22 protein-coding genes are annotated in these 18,016 nt (G+C 38.7%); 18 read left to right on the plus strand and 4 right to left on the minus strand.

Features of this window, described 5'->3' with window-relative positions; all coding sequences use genetic code 11:
• Positions 1 to 62 precede the first annotated feature (62 nt).
• Positions 63 to 338 carry a YlbG family protein gene (locus IHV10_RS05235; protein ID WP_066245799.1) on the plus strand — a complete coding sequence of 92 codons (276 nt, stop codon included), beginning with the start codon at positions 63 to 65 and terminating at the stop codon, positions 336 to 338.
• 168 nt (positions 339 to 506) lie between these two features.
• Here IHV10_RS05235 and IHV10_RS05240 read toward each other — a convergent pair whose 3' ends face one another.
• A complete protein-coding gene (locus tag IHV10_RS05240) occupies positions 507 to 884 on the minus strand; it encodes a DUF7147 family protein (RefSeq protein WP_197128211.1) in 378 nt (125 codons plus the stop codon).
• Positions 885 to 1,222: 338 nt separating this feature from the next.
• Here IHV10_RS05240 and rsmD point away from each other — a divergent pair, with 338 nt between their 5' ends.
• Both rsmD and coaD read left to right on the plus strand, forming a co-directional pair.
• Positions 1,223 to 1,777, plus strand: a complete 555-nt coding sequence (gene rsmD, locus IHV10_RS05245; RefSeq protein ID WP_197128212.1) for a 16S rRNA (guanine(966)-N(2))-methyltransferase RsmD — start codon at positions 1,223 to 1,225, stop codon at positions 1,775 to 1,777.
• 22 nt (positions 1,778 to 1,799) lie between these two features.
• Complete coding sequence (gene coaD / locus IHV10_RS05250; RefSeq protein WP_197127631.1) at positions 1,800 to 2,288, plus strand: pantetheine-phosphate adenylyltransferase; 489 nt, start codon at positions 1,800 to 1,802, stop codon at positions 2,286 to 2,288.
• On the opposite strand, the gene ylbJ is transcribed toward coaD, so the two are convergent.
• Positions 2,285 to 3,502 carry a sporulation integral membrane protein YlbJ gene (ylbJ, locus tag IHV10_RS05255; protein ID WP_197127632.1) on the minus strand — a complete coding sequence of 406 codons (1,218 nt, stop codon included), beginning with the start codon at positions 3,500 to 3,502 and terminating at the stop codon, positions 2,285 to 2,287. The genes coaD and ylbJ overlap by 4 nt on opposite strands.
• 126 nt (positions 3,503 to 3,628) lie before the next feature.
• Between ylbJ and IHV10_RS05260 the strand changes: the two genes are divergently transcribed.
• Positions 3,629 to 4,423, plus strand: a complete 795-nt coding sequence (locus IHV10_RS05260) for a patatin-like phospholipase family protein (protein ID WP_197127633.1) — start codon at positions 3,629 to 3,631, stop codon at positions 4,421 to 4,423.
• Positions 4,413 to 5,456, plus strand: a complete 1,044-nt coding sequence (locus IHV10_RS05265; protein ID WP_197127634.1) for a SepM family pheromone-processing serine protease — start codon at positions 4,413 to 4,415, stop codon at positions 5,454 to 5,456. Before IHV10_RS05260 ends, IHV10_RS05265 begins: the two co-directional genes overlap by 11 nt.
• A gap of 141 nt (positions 5,457 to 5,597) precedes the next feature.
• Here the strand turns inward: IHV10_RS05265 and IHV10_RS05270 are convergent, their stop codons facing one another.
• Positions 5,598 to 6,803, minus strand: coding sequence for a nucleotidyltransferase (locus tag IHV10_RS05270; RefSeq protein WP_197127635.1), 1,206 nt, complete (start codon positions 6,801 to 6,803; stop codon positions 5,598 to 5,600).
• Positions 6,804 to 6,953: 150 nt separating this feature from the next.
• Between IHV10_RS05270 and IHV10_RS05275 the strand changes: the two genes are divergently transcribed.
• The 4 genes from IHV10_RS05275 to IHV10_RS05290 all read left to right on the plus strand — a co-directional run bounded on the left by IHV10_RS05275 (position 6,954) and on the right by IHV10_RS05290 (position 9,196).
• Complete coding sequence (locus tag IHV10_RS05275; protein ID WP_137789755.1) at positions 6,954 to 7,472, plus strand: YceD family protein; 519 nt, start codon at positions 6,954 to 6,956, stop codon at positions 7,470 to 7,472.
• Positions 7,473 to 7,523: 51 nt separating this feature from the next.
• Positions 7,524 to 7,697, plus strand: coding sequence for a 50S ribosomal protein L32 (rpmF, locus tag IHV10_RS05280; RefSeq protein WP_066240492.1), 174 nt, complete (start codon positions 7,524 to 7,526; stop codon positions 7,695 to 7,697).
• Positions 7,698 to 7,777: 80 nt separating this feature from the next.
• On the plus strand, positions 7,778 to 8,539 hold the full coding sequence (locus tag IHV10_RS05285; RefSeq protein WP_197127636.1) for an enoyl-CoA hydratase/isomerase family protein: 762 nt from the start codon (positions 7,778 to 7,780) through the stop codon (positions 8,537 to 8,539).
• An 87-nt stretch (positions 8,540 to 8,626) separates the two neighbouring features.
• Entirely contained in the window at positions 8,627 to 9,196 is a 570-nt protein-coding gene (locus tag IHV10_RS05290) for an RsfA family transcriptional regulator (protein ID WP_197127637.1), read from the plus strand.
• A 35-nt stretch (positions 9,197 to 9,231) separates the two neighbouring features.
• On the opposite strand, the gene IHV10_RS05295 is transcribed toward IHV10_RS05290, so the two are convergent.
• Complete coding sequence (locus tag IHV10_RS05295; protein ID WP_197127638.1) at positions 9,232 to 9,711, minus strand: N-acetyltransferase; 480 nt, start codon at positions 9,709 to 9,711, stop codon at positions 9,232 to 9,234.
• Between the two features lie 165 nt (positions 9,712 to 9,876).
• Between IHV10_RS05295 and IHV10_RS05300 the strand changes: the two genes are divergently transcribed.
• From IHV10_RS05300 to ftsL, 9 genes are all read left to right on the plus strand, one after another.
• Positions 9,877 to 11,220 (plus strand): acetyl-CoA carboxylase biotin carboxylase subunit, encoded by a 1,344-nt coding sequence (locus IHV10_RS05300; protein ID WP_197127639.1) that lies wholly within the window; start codon positions 9,877 to 9,879, stop codon positions 11,218 to 11,220.
• Positions 11,221 to 11,241: 21 nt separating this feature from the next.
• The gene (locus tag IHV10_RS05305; RefSeq protein ID WP_197127640.1) at positions 11,242 to 11,454 is read left to right on the plus strand and encodes an acetyl-CoA carboxylase biotin carboxyl carrier protein subunit; all 213 of its coding nucleotides are present in this window, start codon (positions 11,242 to 11,244) and stop codon (positions 11,452 to 11,454) included.
• 54 nt (positions 11,455 to 11,508) lie between these two features.
• Positions 11,509 to 13,047, plus strand: coding sequence for an acyl-CoA carboxylase subunit beta (locus tag IHV10_RS05310; protein WP_197127641.1), 1,539 nt, complete (start codon positions 11,509 to 11,511; stop codon positions 13,045 to 13,047).
• 89 nt (positions 13,048 to 13,136) lie between these two features.
• A complete protein-coding gene (locus tag IHV10_RS05315) occupies positions 13,137 to 14,024 on the plus strand; it encodes a ketopantoate reductase family protein (RefSeq protein WP_197127642.1) in 888 nt (295 codons plus the stop codon).
• Positions 14,025 to 14,028: 4 nt separating this feature from the next.
• Positions 14,029 to 14,412, plus strand: coding sequence for a DUF3397 domain-containing protein (locus tag IHV10_RS05320; protein WP_197127643.1), 384 nt, complete (start codon positions 14,029 to 14,031; stop codon positions 14,410 to 14,412).
• Positions 14,413 to 14,492: 80 nt separating this feature from the next.
• Entirely contained in the window at positions 14,493 to 16,115 is a 1,623-nt protein-coding gene (bshC, locus tag IHV10_RS05325) for a bacillithiol biosynthesis cysteine-adding enzyme BshC (RefSeq protein WP_197127644.1), read from the plus strand.
• A 128-nt stretch (positions 16,116 to 16,243) separates the two neighbouring features.
• Complete coding sequence (mraZ, locus tag IHV10_RS05330) at positions 16,244 to 16,675, plus strand: division/cell wall cluster transcriptional repressor MraZ (protein ID WP_066393436.1); 432 nt, start codon at positions 16,244 to 16,246, stop codon at positions 16,673 to 16,675.
• A gap of 31 nt (positions 16,676 to 16,706) precedes the next feature.
• Positions 16,707 to 17,639, plus strand: coding sequence for a 16S rRNA (cytosine(1402)-N(4))-methyltransferase RsmH (gene rsmH, locus IHV10_RS05335; RefSeq protein ID WP_197127645.1), 933 nt, complete (start codon positions 16,707 to 16,709; stop codon positions 17,637 to 17,639).
• A gap of 14 nt (positions 17,640 to 17,653) precedes the next feature.
• The gene (ftsL, locus tag IHV10_RS05340) at positions 17,654 to 18,013 is read left to right on the plus strand and encodes a cell division protein FtsL (RefSeq protein WP_197127646.1); all 360 of its coding nucleotides are present in this window, start codon (positions 17,654 to 17,656) and stop codon (positions 18,011 to 18,013) included.
• Positions 18,014 to 18,016 lie beyond the last annotated feature (3 nt).

Genomic DNA, 18,016 nt, shown 5'->3' on the forward strand with positions numbered 1-18,016 from the left:
CACTTCCTAACAGGGAGTATTCATTTATTTGATCAATACAGTATATAAAAGGAGCTTTAATTATGATAGGTAATCGTCGTGGGCTATCTGTTTTTCTCCATTCATTAAAGTTTTCAAAACAGTTAAGACGTTATGGTAATGTGCATTATGTTTCTCGAAGGTTGAAATATGCTGTTTTGTACTGTGATGGAAACAAAATAGATGAGATTGCAGCAAAGCTTGAATCTTTGCATTTCGTAAAAGAAGTAAAAAGGTCTCATAAACAAGAGATCAAGACAGAATATGAAAGTAAAATTGTTGATAAAGCGAAAGAGTATGACTATAAGATGGGGATTTAAGAGACAGGCCGCTAATACAAATAGCTGCCTGTTTTTTTTGTCAGTAATTCCATTTATAAGTCTTCAAAAGAATTTATAAGTCTTGAAGAAATTTTATAAGTCTTCAAATTTTTTTATAAGTCCTCAAAAAAATTTATAAGTCTTCACCTATTTGGCAAAAAAATTATTTTATAACAATGGCGGAATTAAATAGTTTAAACGAAGAATCCCTGTTAGATAGTGAAAAAAGAGTTCTGTTTCAGCAAAATCTGTTGATGGCTTTACATCAAATGTAACCACTTCTTTATTTAACTGTGCGGCCTTTGCCTCGAATAGATCAATACGTTTAGAAGGATAAGGTACTCCCTCTCGGCAAATGTATAGTGGCTGAAACTTTCCCTCTGAAGCTGGGTGCAGGACAGCAACAAGAGACGCATACATTTTATCTTCTTTCTTAACTTTTAAACATAATAACTGTGAGATACGGTCTTTGTTCGTTTCCATGATCTCAAGTAGTTCATAAAGATCAGAATACCCTTCTCCAAGCTCAATAAATCGTTGAATCATCATTCAATCCCCTTTCTATAAAACAATGTAGCATAATCATCTATGAGCTTAAAGGACTTTTAAGCATGAAAAAAAACCTGCAGCAAAAACTGCAGGTTGCCTTTAAAACAAAATCACTTCTGTTTAAAGGCGATGGGAGAGGAGAAACCGGATGAAGAACTTATGGGGAGTAAGTCTTCTCCGCGGTTGGCAACAACATCGTTCGTTGATGTTGTTACAAATAGTATGACCGCATTTAATTTGACTTATACTTATAAGAAAAAGATTTGATGTTTGAATACAGGAATACTTGTGATAGGATAAGTAAGGGAAAACGGATAAAGAATTGAGTGAAGAACGTGAGAGTAATAGCTGGAGAATGTAAAGGAAGACCACTTAAAGCTGTACCAGGTACAAACACAAGGCCGACAACTGATAAGATTAAAGAATCTATCTTTAACATGATCGGTCCTTTTTTTGAGGGAGGTACAGGTCTCGACTTATATGGTGGAAGCGGTGGCTTAGGTCTTGAAGCTTTAAGCCGTGGCATGGAGCACTTCATTTTCATTGATAAAGATCAAAAAGCCATACATACGATTAAAGAGAATATCAAACAATGCAACTACGAAGACAAAACAGAAGTCTTTCGAAATGATGCAAAAAGAGCATTGAAAGCGCTTCAAAAAAGAGAGATGCAATTCGATATGATTTTTCTTGATCCTCCTTATGCAAAGCAGATGTTATTAAAGGATATGGAGGAGATCGACAAGCTGGAACTACTCTCTCCAGAAGGAAGTATTGTGACTGAACATGGTACGGATGTAACATTACCTGAGGAGATCGGAAGCTTTTATCAGGTCAGACAGGAAACATACGGAAAAACAACTACAATAACAATCTATAAACGCGATTAACATAAAGTATGAGGTGAAAAAAATGCCAGCAACTGCAGTCTGTCCTGGTAGCTTTGACCCCGTAACTCGTGGTCATCTGGACATTATTAAACGTGGAGCAACAGTATTTGATGAAGTAATTGTAGTGGTAGCCAATAATCAAAGCAAAGACCCTTTGTTCACAGTTGATGAGAGAATCGTCCTTTTAAAGGAAGTTACGAAGCAGTTTCCTAATGTGAAAGTAGACTCTTTTAACGGCCTTCTGATCGATTACGTAAAGAATATCGGAGCAAATGTGATACTTAGAGGATTACGTGCAGTATCAGATTTTGAATACGAGATGAAAATTGCTTCGATCAACAAGAAATTGGATGACGAAGTCGAAACATTCTTTATGATGACAAACAATCAATATTCCTTCCTGAGCTCAAGCATCGTTAAGGAAGCAGCAAAGTATCATGCGAATGTTTCAGATCTTGTTCCGGAAGTTGTGGAAGAAGCTTTAAAAGAAAAATACAACAGCCCCCGTTAAGTACGGAGGCTGTTTTTTTTCATAAGACTTCTATTCCACAACAAGATTGAAATCATTAAGAATCCAAGTGTGACATAATGGCTGTGCATTAGGGCCAGCATGCCAAATTCACTTATGTGCACGGTTTTTTCTGTAAGAAATGCAAATGCTGGAGCAGTAGTGCTTTTAACGTGATACAAATAAGGGAATACTAATAGACAAATGATCGCAGATAAGAATCCATGAAGTATTCTTGCAAAAAAGAAAGGCTTGAACTTGATATCTGTATCAGCAAGTATACTAGCGACTTGTGCTTGAACGGAAAAACCACTAAAAGCTAATATAAAACTTACGATGACGGCTTGCTGTAAAATGGGTGATTGTGCGAGACTCGTTAAATTGCTTCCTAACGTAATCTCAAAGATTCCTTTAATCAGAGGAAGACTTAATTGTTCGGATAGGGAAAGCATAATAAATAAATAATTGATAAAGTTTGAGAGAAGTTGAGCCACATGAAGAAGATCCATCATCTTACTAAGTACGGAGAAGAGAATAATGAACCCACCGATCATAAGCAGTGTCTTTGTAGATTGCTGAACAGCATCTCCAAGAAGCTGTCCGATGGGACGATTGTCTGCTAATCTAGCTTCATGCATATGTTTAAACGCATTGGTAAGACCTTTTCCTCTATAACGTACTTCCTTATTAACTGGTTCTTTTTTCCAGCCGTGGAACCTCATGATGAGTCCAACGAAAATGTTGCCCACATAGTGGCTTACAGCGAGAACAATTCCAAGAGCTGCGTTATGAAAAAAGCCTACTGCAATCGCACTGAACATGAATAAAGGGTTCGAACAATTCGTAAAAGACACGAGGCGCTCTGCTTCTAGTGTCGTGATCTGTTTTTGGTGCCATAATCGTGCCGTCAGCTTTGCACCGGCAGGAAATCCTGAAGAAATGCCCATCGCCCAAACGAATCCCCCAGCACCCGGGACACGGAAAAGCGGTCTCATAAGAGGTTCAAACAATACACCTATAAGATGTACGACGCCAAACCCCATCAATACTTCTGATAATATAAAAAATGGCATTAAAGATGGGAAAACAACGTCCCACCACATTTTCAAACCGTTTACGGACGCCATATATGTTTCTTTTGGGTATACGATTATTGATATTGCTATGATAATAGCCGATGCTGACAATACAAGTGTTTTGAAATAAGCTTTGTTCATAAAGGGGAGCGCTCCTCTCACATAATTCCACTATACTTACTTGTCCTCATCCTTATTTATACGTATAGCCTTACTCTTTAGACCATATGTTAAAAAAAGACGGTGCTTCTAAAGGAGGAGCAAAGCATGAAAGAACCAAAAATCGGACTTGCTCTAGGATCTGGCGGTGCTAGAGGGTTTGCTCATCTAGGTGTTGTTAAAGCAATAAGAGATGCAGGAATACCTATAGATATGATAGCTGGAAGCAGCATGGGAGCTTTGGTCGGTGCGATGGTGAGTATGGGTCATAGCGATGAAAACCTTTACCGGATGGCAACGCTCTTTAAACGTAAATATTATATGGATTACACGGTCCCTAAGATGGGATTTATCACAGGGAAGAAAATCAAAGAACTCGTAAGGCTTCTCACAAAACAAAAACAAATTGAACAAACGAATATTCCTTTAGCAATCGTGGCAACTGATCTACTACTAGGAGAAAAAGTGGTTTTTAGAACGGGACCTATTGCAGATGCCGTTCGTGCAAGCATCTCGATCCCAGGCATATTAGTGCCTGAAAAAATAGATGGAAAACTATTGGTGGACGGTGGAGTTATTGACCGCGTACCTGTTTCTGTGGCACGAGAGATGGGAGCAGACCTTGTAATCGCAGTTGATATTTCGCATTTTAAAGCAGAACTTCAGGTTTCTTCTATTTTTGATGTTATTATTCAAAGTATCGATATCATGCAGCGTGAAATGGTGCGCTGGCACGAAATTTCCGCTGATATTATGATTCGTCCAATGGTTGAGCAGTTCAGTTCTACAGCATTTAAGGATGTAAATGATATAATTGCTATAGGAGAAGAAGCAGGAAGAAAACAGATACCAAAAATTTTAGAAAAGATCGACAACTGGAAGGAGTCTATGCATGACCACTGAAAAAACAACGAAACGAACAAACTTTTTCTCAAAAAATAAATTCATTATTCTTTTTTTACTGGTGTTTGCTTTTATAGCATTCTATCCACTCCCTTACTACATTACCTCTCCAGGGGATGCCAGAGTGTTAGATCCCATCATTAGCGTAGAGGGAGGAGACGACGATAAGGGAGTGTTCATGCTAACAACAGTGTCGGTAGGTACAGCAAACATTCCGCAATACATATGGGCAAAGCTGAGTGATTATCGTGAAGTCATCCCTGCTGATCAGATCAGAGGAGAAGATGAGACGGATGAAGAATACAATCAAAGACAACTGCAGATGATGGAAGATTCACAGCATGCGGCCACCATTGTTGCTTATCAAGAGGCAGGAAAGAAAGTAGACATCGAATACCATGGTGTTTATGTAACAGGGATCATGTCTGGAATGCCGGCAGAAGAAAAGTTAAAAGTTGGAGATAAGATTATTGCTGTTGACCGTAATCCAGTTATGGAAACAAAGAAACTACTCGATACGCTCGCTCCTAAAAAAGCAGGAGATGCGGTTGACTTAACGATTCTACGCGGCGATAAAAAATTGAATGTGAATTTAAACATTGAAGAGTTTCCAAAGAAGTATATTCAAGATCAAGGACCGAAAGCGGGTCTTGGCATCACTTCTCCTGTAGCAGATGTATCCATCGTAACAGATCCGAAAGTGAAGATTGATACATCACAGATCGGAGGACCTTCAGCTGGGTTGATGTTCACGTTAGAAATTATGGATCAGTTAACACCAGATGATCTTACACACGGGAAGAAAATTGCAGGAACCGGAACGATGGACCTTCAAAAGAATGTAGGGCCGATCGGAGGTATACAACAAAAGATTGTTGCAGCTGATGAAGCAGGTGCTGAGATTTTCTTTGCCCCTGTTGATGGAAATAACTACAATGATGCCGTGAAGGCTCAAAAAGATATAGGGTCTAAAATGAAGATCGTTCCAGTTAAGACACTGAACGATGCACTCGACTATTTGAAAAAATTGTAAAGAAAAAGGATGCAGAAGCCAGAAGTGGCTTTTCTGCATCCTTTTTTAGCTCGTCTTGAGCGGATGTTAATTACGCTCAAGACGAGCGCCATATTAAGAATATGAGCGCCATTTCAAAACAGACCAAACTTTAAGTCTTAATCATCTCACCATAACTGGCGGAGAATTGAATTCTTCTTTCTCAGCTCGTAAAATATTCCGAGCAGCACCTTGGGCATAAACTAAAGAAGTTCTCGCTTCCATCCTCAATCCGGCAAAATCATGCTTAGAGACAGTAGTGACAAGAGGAAGGTCTAAAGATTTTTTGACAGTACTTAAATAATCTCTGCCTTTACTTGTCATCCCTAACACGCGAATGTATGAGGGTGGTGAGTCTAGAATGGCAAACATCTCGTCTTTTTGGACCTTATTTAAAACGTGTAAACAAGCGCGCTGCAATCTTGTCCATGTATAACGTTTTGTCTTTAAATGATTCATGAAAGTCTCGAAGGAGTCAGATCTCTTCATCGCTTCGATCATCCTGTATTCTAAACCCTCTTCAACTTCATAATAACGGTTTATTTCACTGGGACTTGTAGATAATAGTTGATAACGAAGAAGAGGATAGAATCGCTCCCAATTCATAAGTGTACCTTTTTCACTTTGTTCTTCAGCTAATAACTCAAGTGTGTAACGGGGCATATAAGTTGCTGCTTGATCAGGTTCTCTTGTGAAAATAGCTTCTCTGATAGCTGTTGCACTAGCAATATTACCTTTGCCTAGCATTACATCATGGTAATCAGCATTTTTCCTCTTTATCGTAAAAGGTCGTATATGAGAACCTAACTCACGGCTAGCTCTTACATACTCAAATCCTAAAATATTATTCGGTTTACTGAGATCGAGAGCCAGTGGAATATCAAGTGATTCGTATGCCCGTGAAGCAGCTGATGGATATGATAGACCTTTGTTCATAAATGACCGAACAAGTTCTTGGTAGGTTTCCTGTTGAGCGTTTACCGATTCATGAGTCTGGTTGAAAAGTTCAGCATCTCCAGATTCACTTCCAAAGCAAAAGGACTCTGCACCAAGAGATTGCAGCAAAAAAATGCTACCGAATGCAAAACGCGGCGCATGGCTAGTTGCGAATGAATAAGGAAGTTCAATGACAATATCTGCTCCACCTAATAGCGCCATCTTTGTTCTTTTCCATTTTGACAAAAGAGCAGGTTCTCCACGTTGAAGGAAATTACCGCTCATCACGGCAATTATACAATCAGCGCCTGTAGCTTTTTTCGTTTCTTGTAAATGATAATAATGTCCATTGTGAAACGGATTATATTCTACAACAACTCCAGATGCTTTCAACTGTTCCACTTCCTTTTAAACGTTCGATTATACTTGTTTACATTGTACTAAAAAGAGTTTAGAATCAAAAGTATCAGTGTAAAGATAAAATATTGACATTTTATTTGATGACCGATATAATTACTACTGTTGCCTTGAGGTGATAAAGACATGAAATGGTCACTACAAGAAATTAAAAATTTTTACCGTAAACCGTTAACGTTTGAACAAAATGTTGATGCGAGCGGAGTGATGGAAAAAGACCCGGAGATCAGAAGCGTTGATCCTGTTCACGTAGAAGGACATGCAGATGTAACTCAGCAAAAAGCCACTTTTTACTTAAACATAAAAGGAAAAATGGTGTTGCCATGTGCCAACACTTTGGTAGATGTGGAATTTCCATTCTCGGTAAAAACGACGGAAATTTTTATTTTCGATCCGAATTATACGGAATACGAAGATGAAGAGAGCCTTCACAAAGTCGAAGGACATTACGTTGACCTTCTCCCTGTCATCGAAGAGCATATTTTGCTTGAAAAACCGTTGAAAATTACGGCTGCTGATGTGACAGACAGTCCCGCTCCTAAAGAAGGAAAAGGATGGCAGAGGGTTACGGATGAAGACATGAAAAACCGGATTGATCCGCGTTTGGAAGGTCTGGCTAAATTTTTTGACGAAGACAAAAAGTGAAAGAATAGGTTATAATGATTCTTTCTAGAACCTTTAAGGAGGTGGATACAAATGGCAGTACCTTTTCGCAGAACTTCTCAAACTCGCCAAGCGAAGCGTCGTACACACTACAAGCTTTCCATGCCTGGTATGGTAAAGTGTCCACAGTGCGGAGAATACAAGTTATCTCACCGCGTTTGCCGTGAGTGTGGATCTTACAAAGGAAAAGAAGTAGTAAGCAAGTAATGAGAAACAGGAAGCTATAGGCTTCCTGTTTTTTCATATACATAAATAAAGCGTTTTCTTTTGTATCGGAGGTGTATATAGTGAACGAGCAACCTGTTTTATGGGAAAAAAAGAATGGAATAGGGTGGATAACGTTAAATCGCCCATCTGTACGTAATGCTGTTAATTACGATGTGATGAAGAATTTATCTACTCTTTTAGATGTGGCAAAAAAGGATGATGATTTAAAAGTTCTAATTATAACGGGAGCAGGTACAAAAGCGTTTTGTTCTGGAGGAGACCTCAGTGCTTTTCATTCATTAAAGACTGAAGAGCAGGCGTACGGTATGTTATCAAAAATGGGAAACGTTCTTCATGATCTTTTCTTTTTTCCAAAACCTACTGTAGCTCTTCTAAATGGATCAGCAGTTGGTGGAGGATGTGAGATAGCATCAGCGTGCGATATCAGACTTGCTCGAGCAGAAGCAAAAGTAGGCTTTATCCAAGGTCGTCTAGGCATTACAACGGGTTGGGGTGGAGGAACTTACCTCCTAGAAAGAATAAACCTTACGAGAGCGATGGATCTTTTGTACAGTGCTACTCCAGTTACAGCTAAGCAAGGTATGGATTACGGATTCATCCAATACGTCATTAAAGGAAACAGCTTGAAAGAAACTGAACGCTATGTAAGTAGGTTTACATCTCAACCTGTTGGCGTCATCGAGTCTTATAAAGCACTTCAGCTTGAAAGATTCGATAAGGGGAAGATGAAGCAGAGCGTACACAATGAGATCGAACGATGTGCAAAGTTATGGGCGACAGATGAACACCATAAAAGAGTAGAGGCATTCTTAAAAAAATAAGTTTTCCCCATTTTAGTAGAATATAAAGTCTATCTTATCTAGCACTAGCATATTTATATTACAAACCACTAAAATGGGGGGATCTAAATGACAAACTTGCGCCAGGATGCCTGGACAAAAGATGAAGATGCTATTCTTGCTGAGGTAACACTTCGGCACATTAGAGAAGGTAGTACACAGCTGGTTGCCTTTGAAGAGGTAGGAGAGAAATTAACGAGAACACCAGCAGCATGTGGATTTAGGTGGAACTCACTCATTCGTAAACAATATGATAAAGCCATAACTGAAGCTAAGAAAGTACGTAAAGAGCGAAATAAAAGAAAAGTTAAACAGTTTGCTTCAATCATTGAGAATCATAATGAGGTACTTCATGATACCCCTTCAAACAGCGCGAAAAGCGATACGCCTCTCTCTTTAAATGACATCATACATTTTTTACAGCAACTTCAAGCTGAAAAACCAGTTTCAAAGAACTTAGAAGCTGAAAATAAAGCGTTACTGTTGAAGCTTCAAAACCTGAAGAAGGAAAACGGAACACTGAAAAGTAAACTTAGCAAAGTGAATAAAGAGTATGAGATGGTGTACCGTGATTATAAAGATGTTTTGCAGATTATGGACAGGGCGAGGAAGCTAGTAGAAATACCAGTCCGAAACTAAAAAAAAGATGGCAGATGCCATCTTTTTTATTTTGATTATGCAAGGCGCTGTTCACTGACCCCTGTTGGATACCAAACGTAAGGATTCTGACCGCGATCACGATCTTGATTGTATGTTACAGCTTCAAAGCCCATCTTCTCCCAAAACCCGCCAGATTGTTGTCTGCCGTTTGTTTTGATCGGGAGTTGGAACGTTTTTGCGAACTCTACTAAAGCTTTTCCTAGTCCTTTTGTTTGATGGTGAGGCAATACTTCAAGTTTCCAAAGTTCCAAATAATCTTGTGGAGGATCAAAATATTGATCATAAGCAGATTCGATCTGATATAAGCTCATGCGTGCTACTAGTTTATCACCATAATAAATTCCGTAGAATGGAGACTCACTGTCGTTTTCAATCATATTTTCCTGAAGATCCTCGAGCATTGACAATTCTTGTACGCCGTATTCCTTGAACTGCTTAAATTCTTCAAGCGTTTTATAGTTAACTAATAATTTCTTTACTTCATACTTTAACATATGATCTCCCCCAGTCTTTCTGTACTTTTCTCTATAGATATAGTATATACTAATTATGCAAAAAATTCTTTAAAAATAAAATATTCGTTTAGTTTACGCTTTCAAAAAGGATTTTGGGTTTTTATGTCGAAAAAGGTAATGTTGACATCAGGAAGGAGGATGAACATGAAAAAAATATTAATCGCTAATCGTGGTGAAATCGCACTGCGGATTATCAAAACGTGTAAGGAAATGGACATTCAAACGGTTGCTGTATATTCTGAAGCAGACAAAGACCTCCCTTTTGTAAAAGCTGCTGATGAAGCGGTACATATTGGTGAACCTCCGGTAGCGAAATCCTATCTGCAGAGTGAAGTGATCCTAGAAGTCGCTCTCAAACATAAGGTAGACGCTATCCATCCAGGTTATGGACTTTTATCAGAGAATGATGACTTTGCCAAAAAGATAGAGAAAGCTGGAATAGCTTTTATAGGTCCATCACCTCAAACCATCGAGTGGATGGGTGATAAGATCATGGCAAGAAAAACAATGCAGCAAGCGGGTGTTCCGATCGTACCTGGAACGATTGAGCCTATCGAAGATGTTGAAGAAGGTGTAAAACTTGCTGAACAGATCGGATACCCTGTAATGCTTAAAGCAAGCAGCGGTGGCGGGGGAATCGGAATGGTAAAATGCGATAACAGTGATGACCTTCGCAAACATTTTGTTTCATCCCAGCAGCGCGCTAAAAACTATTTTGGATCTGGCAGAATGTTTATTGAGAAATGTATCGAGAATGCCAGGCATATTGAAGTTCAAATCATGGGTGATACTCATGGGAATATCGTACATCTCTTTGAGCGGGATTGCAGTGTTCAGCGAAGGAATCAAAAAGTTGTAGAAGAATCACCGTCACCATTTTTAACAGAAAGCCTTCGTTCTAAAATTACAGATTCGGCAGTTAAAGCAGCTGAAGCGGTAAACTATGTGAATGCGGGAACAGTTGAATTTGTCGTAAGCGAAAACGGAGATTTCTATTTTCTAGAGATGAACACGAGACTTCAAGTTGAACATCCTGTTACAGAGAGTATCACAGGACTAGACCTTGTAAGATGGCAGATACAAGTAGCAAGAGGTGAGAAGCTGCCATTGACTCAAGAAGAGATTATGAGTAAAGGTCATGCGATAGAGTTTAGACTTTATGCGGAAGATCCGATCACCTTCTTCCCATCACCAGGCATGATTGAAAGACTAATATGGCCGAAATCTGAGAATGTAAGGATTGATTCGGGTTATGAAAGTGGAAATGCAGTTACACCTTTTTATGATCCTATGATCGCGAAGATAATTGTAAGCGATTCCAACCGAGAAGGATGTATGAAGAATGCGGTTGAATTCTTTGATGCGTTAGAGATAACCGGACTAAAAACGAATACACCTCTTTTTAAAATGATCTTGAAAGAAGAGGATTTTATAAAAGGTGACTATACCACTAGTTACTTAAGTAAAAGAAAAGTTTCAAAACCTTAATTAAACAAAGGAGAGAGAGAAATGAAAGAAATTACAGCATCTATGGCAGGCACAGTTTGGCAAGTATTGGTTAGTGAAGGTGATGAGGTTACAGCAGGACAAACAGTAATTATTTTAGAATCTATGAAAATGGAAATACCCGTTGACGCTGTTGATGCAGGAACGGTAGATAACATTAAGTTTGCATCTGGAGACTTTGTGAATGAGGGCGATGTACTCGTTACACTTAAATAAAATTAGCATGCAAACAATCTGAACGAGCGCTCACTCTCTTGAAGGAGGTATATCATGGTAGCAAAATTAGAAAATGTATTAAAAGATAAGATCGACCAGATTGAAGCTGGTGGTGCACAGAAATATCATGAGAAGAACCGTTCTCAAAACAAGATGTTCGTCCGCGACCGACTAAGACTGCTTTTTGACAATGGTGAATACAGTGTAGAGGATGCTAAATTTGCAAACAATCAAGCAGGAGACCTACCGGCAGATGGAGTTGTAACTGCGATAGGAAAGCTTGGCGGGAAAACAGTATGTGTTATGGCCAATGATTCGACTGTAAAAGCTGGATCTTGGGGAGCTAGAACAGTTGAAAAGATTATTCGCATACAAGAGACCGCTCAAAAGTTGAAAGTTCCGATGCTTTATCTTGTCGATTCAGCAGGTGCTAGAATCACGGATCAGATCGATATGTTTCCGAACCGCCGCGGAGCGGGGAAGATCTTTTACAATCAAGTAAAAATGTCTGGAATGATTCCGCAAGTTTGTATTCTTTTTGGGCCATCAGCGGCAGGTGGAGCATACATCCCAGCTTTTTGTGATATCGTGATTATGGTCGATCAAAATGCATCCATGTATTTAGGAAGTCCACGAATGGCTGAAAAAGTAATCGGTGAAAAAGTGACGCTTGAAGAAATGGGCGGAGCAAGAATGCATTGCTCTGTTAGTGGATGCGGTGACGTTTTGGCAACGGATGAAACAAATGCCATTGAAGAAGCGAAAAGATATCTATCCTATTTCCCGAGTAACTATAAATTAAAAGCTCCAGTTGTTGATGCTATTGCTCCTAAAGCGGGAAGAGAGTTAGAAGCGATCGTACCAGAAAATCAAAATGTCCCATTTGATATGTATGAGTTTATTGATGGACTCATTGATGAAGGTAGTTTTTTTGAGATGAAAAAGCTATTCGCGCAAGAAATCGTGACTGGTTTTGGACGTATTGATGGAAAACCAGTAGGGATTATCGGAAATCAACCGAAAGTAAAAGGCGGCGTACTGTTTGTTGATTCTGCGGATAAAGCGGCACGTTTTATCACACTATGTGATGCATTCTCAATTCCTCTCCTTTTCTTATCAGACGTTCCTGGCTTTATGATAGGAACAAAAGTAGAGAGAGCTGGAATTATACGTCACGGAGCAAAGTTAATCGCGGCGATGAGTGATGTTACTGTACCAAAGATTTCAGTGATCGTCCGAAAAGCTTATGGTGCTGGTCTATATGCGATGGCTGGTCCTGCCTTTGAACCAGATTGTTGCCTTGCGTTGCCTACGGCTCAAATCGCGGTTATGGGTCCGGAAGCGGCAGTGAACGCTGTATATTCTAACAAGATTAATGAGATTGAAGACGTGAAAGAACGTATCCAATTTGTTCAGCAAAAACAGCAAGAATATAAAGAGCATATTGATATTTATAAGCTTGCTTCTGAAATGATCATAGATGATATTGTTTCACCTGCAGCCTTAAGAGATGAACTTAAAAACCGTTTTGCATTTTACGAAAACAAAGAAATGGTATTCAGTGAGCGAAAGCATCCTGTTTATCCTGTTTGATGCATGAACCTCCCTAACTTGGGAGGTTTTTTTAGTATGCTTAAGAATATGATACTATCGAGTTATACATTAAAGAGGTGAGCCTTAGAATGAAAATAAGCGTCATTGGCGGCGGGGCAATAGGGTTATTAGTTTCTTATTTTTTAAAACAAAATGGGAATGAACCTGTCATTTATACAAAAAGCGTAGCTCAAGCAGAGGAACTAAGTAAGTCGGGACTTACATACAGAAATTTGAAAGGTTCAGAGACAACAATAAAGGTCGATGCGAAGCCTTTTGCTGAATATAATGCTGAAGAGTCATACTGTATGATCGCAGTTAAACAAACAGCGATGAACGAGTTGATAGGATTGACGAAATTTAGTGAGGTTTCCTTCCTCTTTTTACAAAATGGAATCAGTCATCTCTCTTTTCTAGAAAGGTTGCCTAAAAAACAAATAAGCATTGGAGTTGTTGAACACGGCGCGGTTAAGAAAGGTTATGCAACAGTACATCATCTCGGAGAAGGTAGGATTAAACTCTCTTCTTATAGTGGGGGCTCTGACCAGACTTGGCGCGATTTTCTACATTCAACTCGTTTTCCGATCGTAATAGAAGAAGAGTGGCAACAGATGGTTTATGAAAAACTTATTATGAATGCATGTATCAATCCGCTTACAGCTTTATTAAGAATAACGAATGGAGAACTTTTGACGAATGCATACGCACACTCCATGATGAAAGAACTTTTTGAAGAAACGACTTCTGTACTAAATATGATAGAACAGCGCGAAGTGTTATGGAAGGAATTGTTAGTCCTATGCAGAAATACTTCATTAAACCGATCCTCTATGTTAAAAAGCGTAGAGAGCGGTAAGCAAACTGAAATTGAGAGTATTACGGGTGAGATTATTAAGCGAGGGATCGAATTGAAGATTCAAACTCCTTATTCTAGGTTTGCTTATGAAGCAATCAGTGCATTGGATTGGAGAGGATGAATGATTGGCTAGTGTTGTAGGTGCGATTATTGCTACATTAATAACTGTGCCTTATATTGTTTTTTTTCTTGTCAATAAAAGTATGTTAAAGCTCACGAAGAAAAGAAGAAAAGCCTTTAAGGCGGGTGTTGATTGTACAACGTTTTTTTTATTTTTTGCTATCGAAAGAATGACTGTTGAAATCTGGGGACAATCTTATTATTGGATTCTTTTATTGTTATTTTTATCAGGCTGTTTACTTTTTACATATGTGATTTGGAAAAATGAATTAGATCTGTCTATTAGAAAGATACTTAGGTTAAATTGGCGATTACAGTTCCTTGTTTTGTCAATCGGTTACTTTTCATTGATGACATATGGAGTCATTTCACGTATTTTGGACATTTAGAGCATATTTTTTATGTTCTCTATTCGTTCTTTGCTATACTCGTTAAGGATGTAATTGATACGTAGAAAGGAAGTTCATAAATGAGACTGGAGGAACTGCAGCTTCATACATCGCCTTTTTTAGAAGGGTACTCCAACGGAGATAAGGATGTTGTCCGTTTTTTTGATTATAAATCACCTTATGATAAACATGAATGGGCAAAGAGACAACAGGAATTGAAGCGTTATTCGTTTCCTAGAAAGGGTCTTACGGATTATCTGACTTCTTATAATCAAAAGATTGGGTCCTCAGCCAAAACGATTAAAAATATACAAAAGCTGAAAGCAGATGAAAGTTTAGCTGTGGTTGGTGGACAACAAGCAGGACTTCTTACTGGACCGCTTTTAGTCATCTATAAGTGCATCAGTACCATTCAACTAGCTAAAGAAGCTCAAAAAGAATTAAATGTTCCTGTTGTTCCAATTTTTTGGATAGCAGGTGAAGATCATGATATGGATGAAATCAATCATATTATGGTTCCTAAGAATAATACTGCAAAAAAGATATCCTTAAAGTCAGCAAGCAGCGTGAAATCTTCAGCCTCTCTTTGGGAATGGAATAGAGATGAAGTTCAGCCATGGTTGAAGGAAGTATTTCATTCTTTTGGTGAAACAGCTTACACAAGTGATTTACTCGCAGAGACTGAGCGTATCTTGAACGAATCAGATTCTATCGTTACATTTTTTGCAAAACTTCTTTCCAAATGGTTTTCTGAAGAAGGGTTGATAGTATTGGACTCTGGAGATCCTTCGTTTAAAAAACTACAATCGACGATGTTAAAAGAGATGATCGTTCATAATAGTGAGATTGATCATGCTTTTAATGATCGAACGGAAGAACTGTGCAGAAGTGGATTTTCAGCTCCAATAGAAGTGCAAGAAAACAATGCTCATTTATTTTACACGAAGAATCAAGAGCGGATTTTATTGTATCGTGATGAAAATGGTTTTTCCTCTAAAGAGAAAGACTTCAAGATCTCTGAATCAGAACTTCTTGAAGAAGCGGTTAAACACCCGGAAAAATTCAGCAATAATGTTGTGACACGTCCGTTGATGCAAGAGTTTCTTTTGCCTGTGTTATCGTTTGTTGCTGGCCCTGGTGAGATTGCATACTGGGCTGTCCTTGGAAAGGTTTTCAGCCAATTCAATAGACTGATGCCGATATTGACACCAAGGCTATCTTTTACTCTCGTGACCGACCAAGTAAACGAATTGGTCCAATCGAAGAAATTAACGGTGCAACAAGTTTTAGAGAATGGAACGGATGGTTATAAACGCGAGTGGTTTGCTTTAAACAGGCCGATCGAGACTTTTGAGACTGTTCAATCCGTAAAAGCAGAGTTCACTTCTTCTTATGAAAAGTTGATAAAGTTAGCAGAAGATATAGATTCAACGCTTCTACCCGTCGCTGATCAAAATATGAAAAGAATCCTATCAGAGATCGACTATATGGAGAATAAATTAGAACAACGCGTTCGAAAAAAAGTAAAAGAACCTCTTGCTGAATTTGATGAGATCATGCTCCAATTAAAACCTACTGTGATCTTGCAAGAAAGGATTTGGAACATCTATCAATTTGTTAATGAAGAAGGTCCTGAACTTGTGAACAAACTTGTACAATACCCTTATCAATTCAACGGAAAACATAAGATTGTTTACTTATAAAAACGTTAAAATATTTCAGAAAAAATCCTGTGCTACAGCAGGATTTTTTTTTTTGTGCACGAATAATACTTGTAGTGGTGAAAAGTGGAGCGTTGTGGTAGATTTAGGGGAGAAAGTGGGGTGATCATATGTTCATGGGAGAGTATCAACACAGCATCGACGAAAAAGGACGTATGATCATCCCCTCCAAATTTCGTGAAGAACTAGGCACAGAGTTTATCTTAACTCGCGGGTTGGATCAATGTGTATTCGGATATCCTTTAAATGAGTGGAAAGTCATCGAAGAAAAGCTGAAGAGTTTGCCATTTACTAAAAAGGATGCACGTGCATTTACTCGTTTTTTCTTTTCTGGAGCTGCTGAATGTCAGTTAGATAAACAGGGAAGAGTAAACATTGCTTCTCCGCTCAGAGACTATGCAAAACTAGAAAAGGATTGCGTAGTGATAGGTGTGTCGAATAGAATTGAAATTTGGAGTAAATCAATTTGGGAAGAATACTTCTCAAAGTCAGAAGACTCATTTGGAGAAATTGCAGAAAGTCTAATGGACTTTGATTTATAACCCTTAAGTTTATAGCAGAGAGGAATTTTCCATGTTTGACCATATAACCGTATTAAAACAAGAATCAGTAGATGCTTTACACGTAAGACCAGATGGAATTTATGTTGATTGTACGCTAGGAGGGGCAGGCCATAGTGCGCTAATTCTGTCTCAATTAGAAACTGGCCACCTATATGCATTTGATCAAGATGACATAGCAATTGAAAACGCCCGTCAGGTACTAAAGGAACATGAAGGAAAGTATACGATTATTCGCAGCAATTTCCGTCATATTAAAGAAGAGCTTTCTAAACGCGGTATACATAAAGTGGATGGTATCCTGTTCGACTTAGGTGTCTCATCTCCGCAACTAGATGAAGCGGATAGAGGGTTTAGCTACCAACATGACGCTGAACTTGATATGCGAATGGATCAATCAAGTGACCTTACAGCAAAAGAAGTTGTGAATGAATGGACGTTCAATGAGTTGATGAAGATTATCTCAAGATATGGCGAAGAAAAATTCGCTAAACAGATCGCTAGAAAGATTGAAGCGGCTCGTGAGAAAAAAGAGATTCAAACAACTGGAGAACTTGTCGAAATAATAAAGGATGCTATACCTGCTCCTGCAAGAAGAACAGGCGGTCATCCTGCAAAACGAACATTTCAAGCCATTCGAATCGCTGTAAATGATGAATTGAACGCTTTTGAAGATGCACTGCAAGATTCCATTGAACTATTAGATGTCGGTGGCAGGATTGCAGTTATCACATTTCATTCTTTAGAAGATCGCGCGTGTAAAAATATACTAAAAAAAGCAAGTACAGGTCCGGAACTCCCTCCAGGACTGCCGGTTATACCAGAAGAATACAAACCAGAATTAAAACTCATCACAAGAAAACCAATCGTACCAACAGAAAACGAGCTTGAAGAAAACAGAAGATCACGCTCAGCGAAATTGAGGGTCGCTGAAAAACAAAAATAGAGAGGAGAGCTAAAGTGAGCAATTTAGCCTATCAAGTTCAAAAACAACAAGTACAGTTACAGCCAGAAAGAAACCCAAAGCCGGTACAGCAGCCATCCCGAAAAATATTTACAAAAGGTGAAGTCGTATTGTGGGGAGCTATGGGGGTCGTCTTAATTGCCGGATTGATTTGGCTCATTTCTCTATACGCGTCTGTTTATCAGGCAACTGCTGAAGTTGAGAGTATTCAAAAGGACCTAACTGCAGAAACGAAGATCGTTGAAGATTATCACCTTCAAGTAACAGAATTAAGTAATCCAGAACGCATCATGAAGTTGGCAAAAAAACAAGGGTTCATCTTTGACGATAAAAACGTAAAAGTGGTTCAGGACTAAAAA

The organism is Fictibacillus sp. 5RED26, assembly GCF_015903895.1.
GTDB lineage: Bacteria > Bacillota > Bacilli > Bacillales > Fictibacillaceae > Fictibacillus > Fictibacillus phosphorivorans.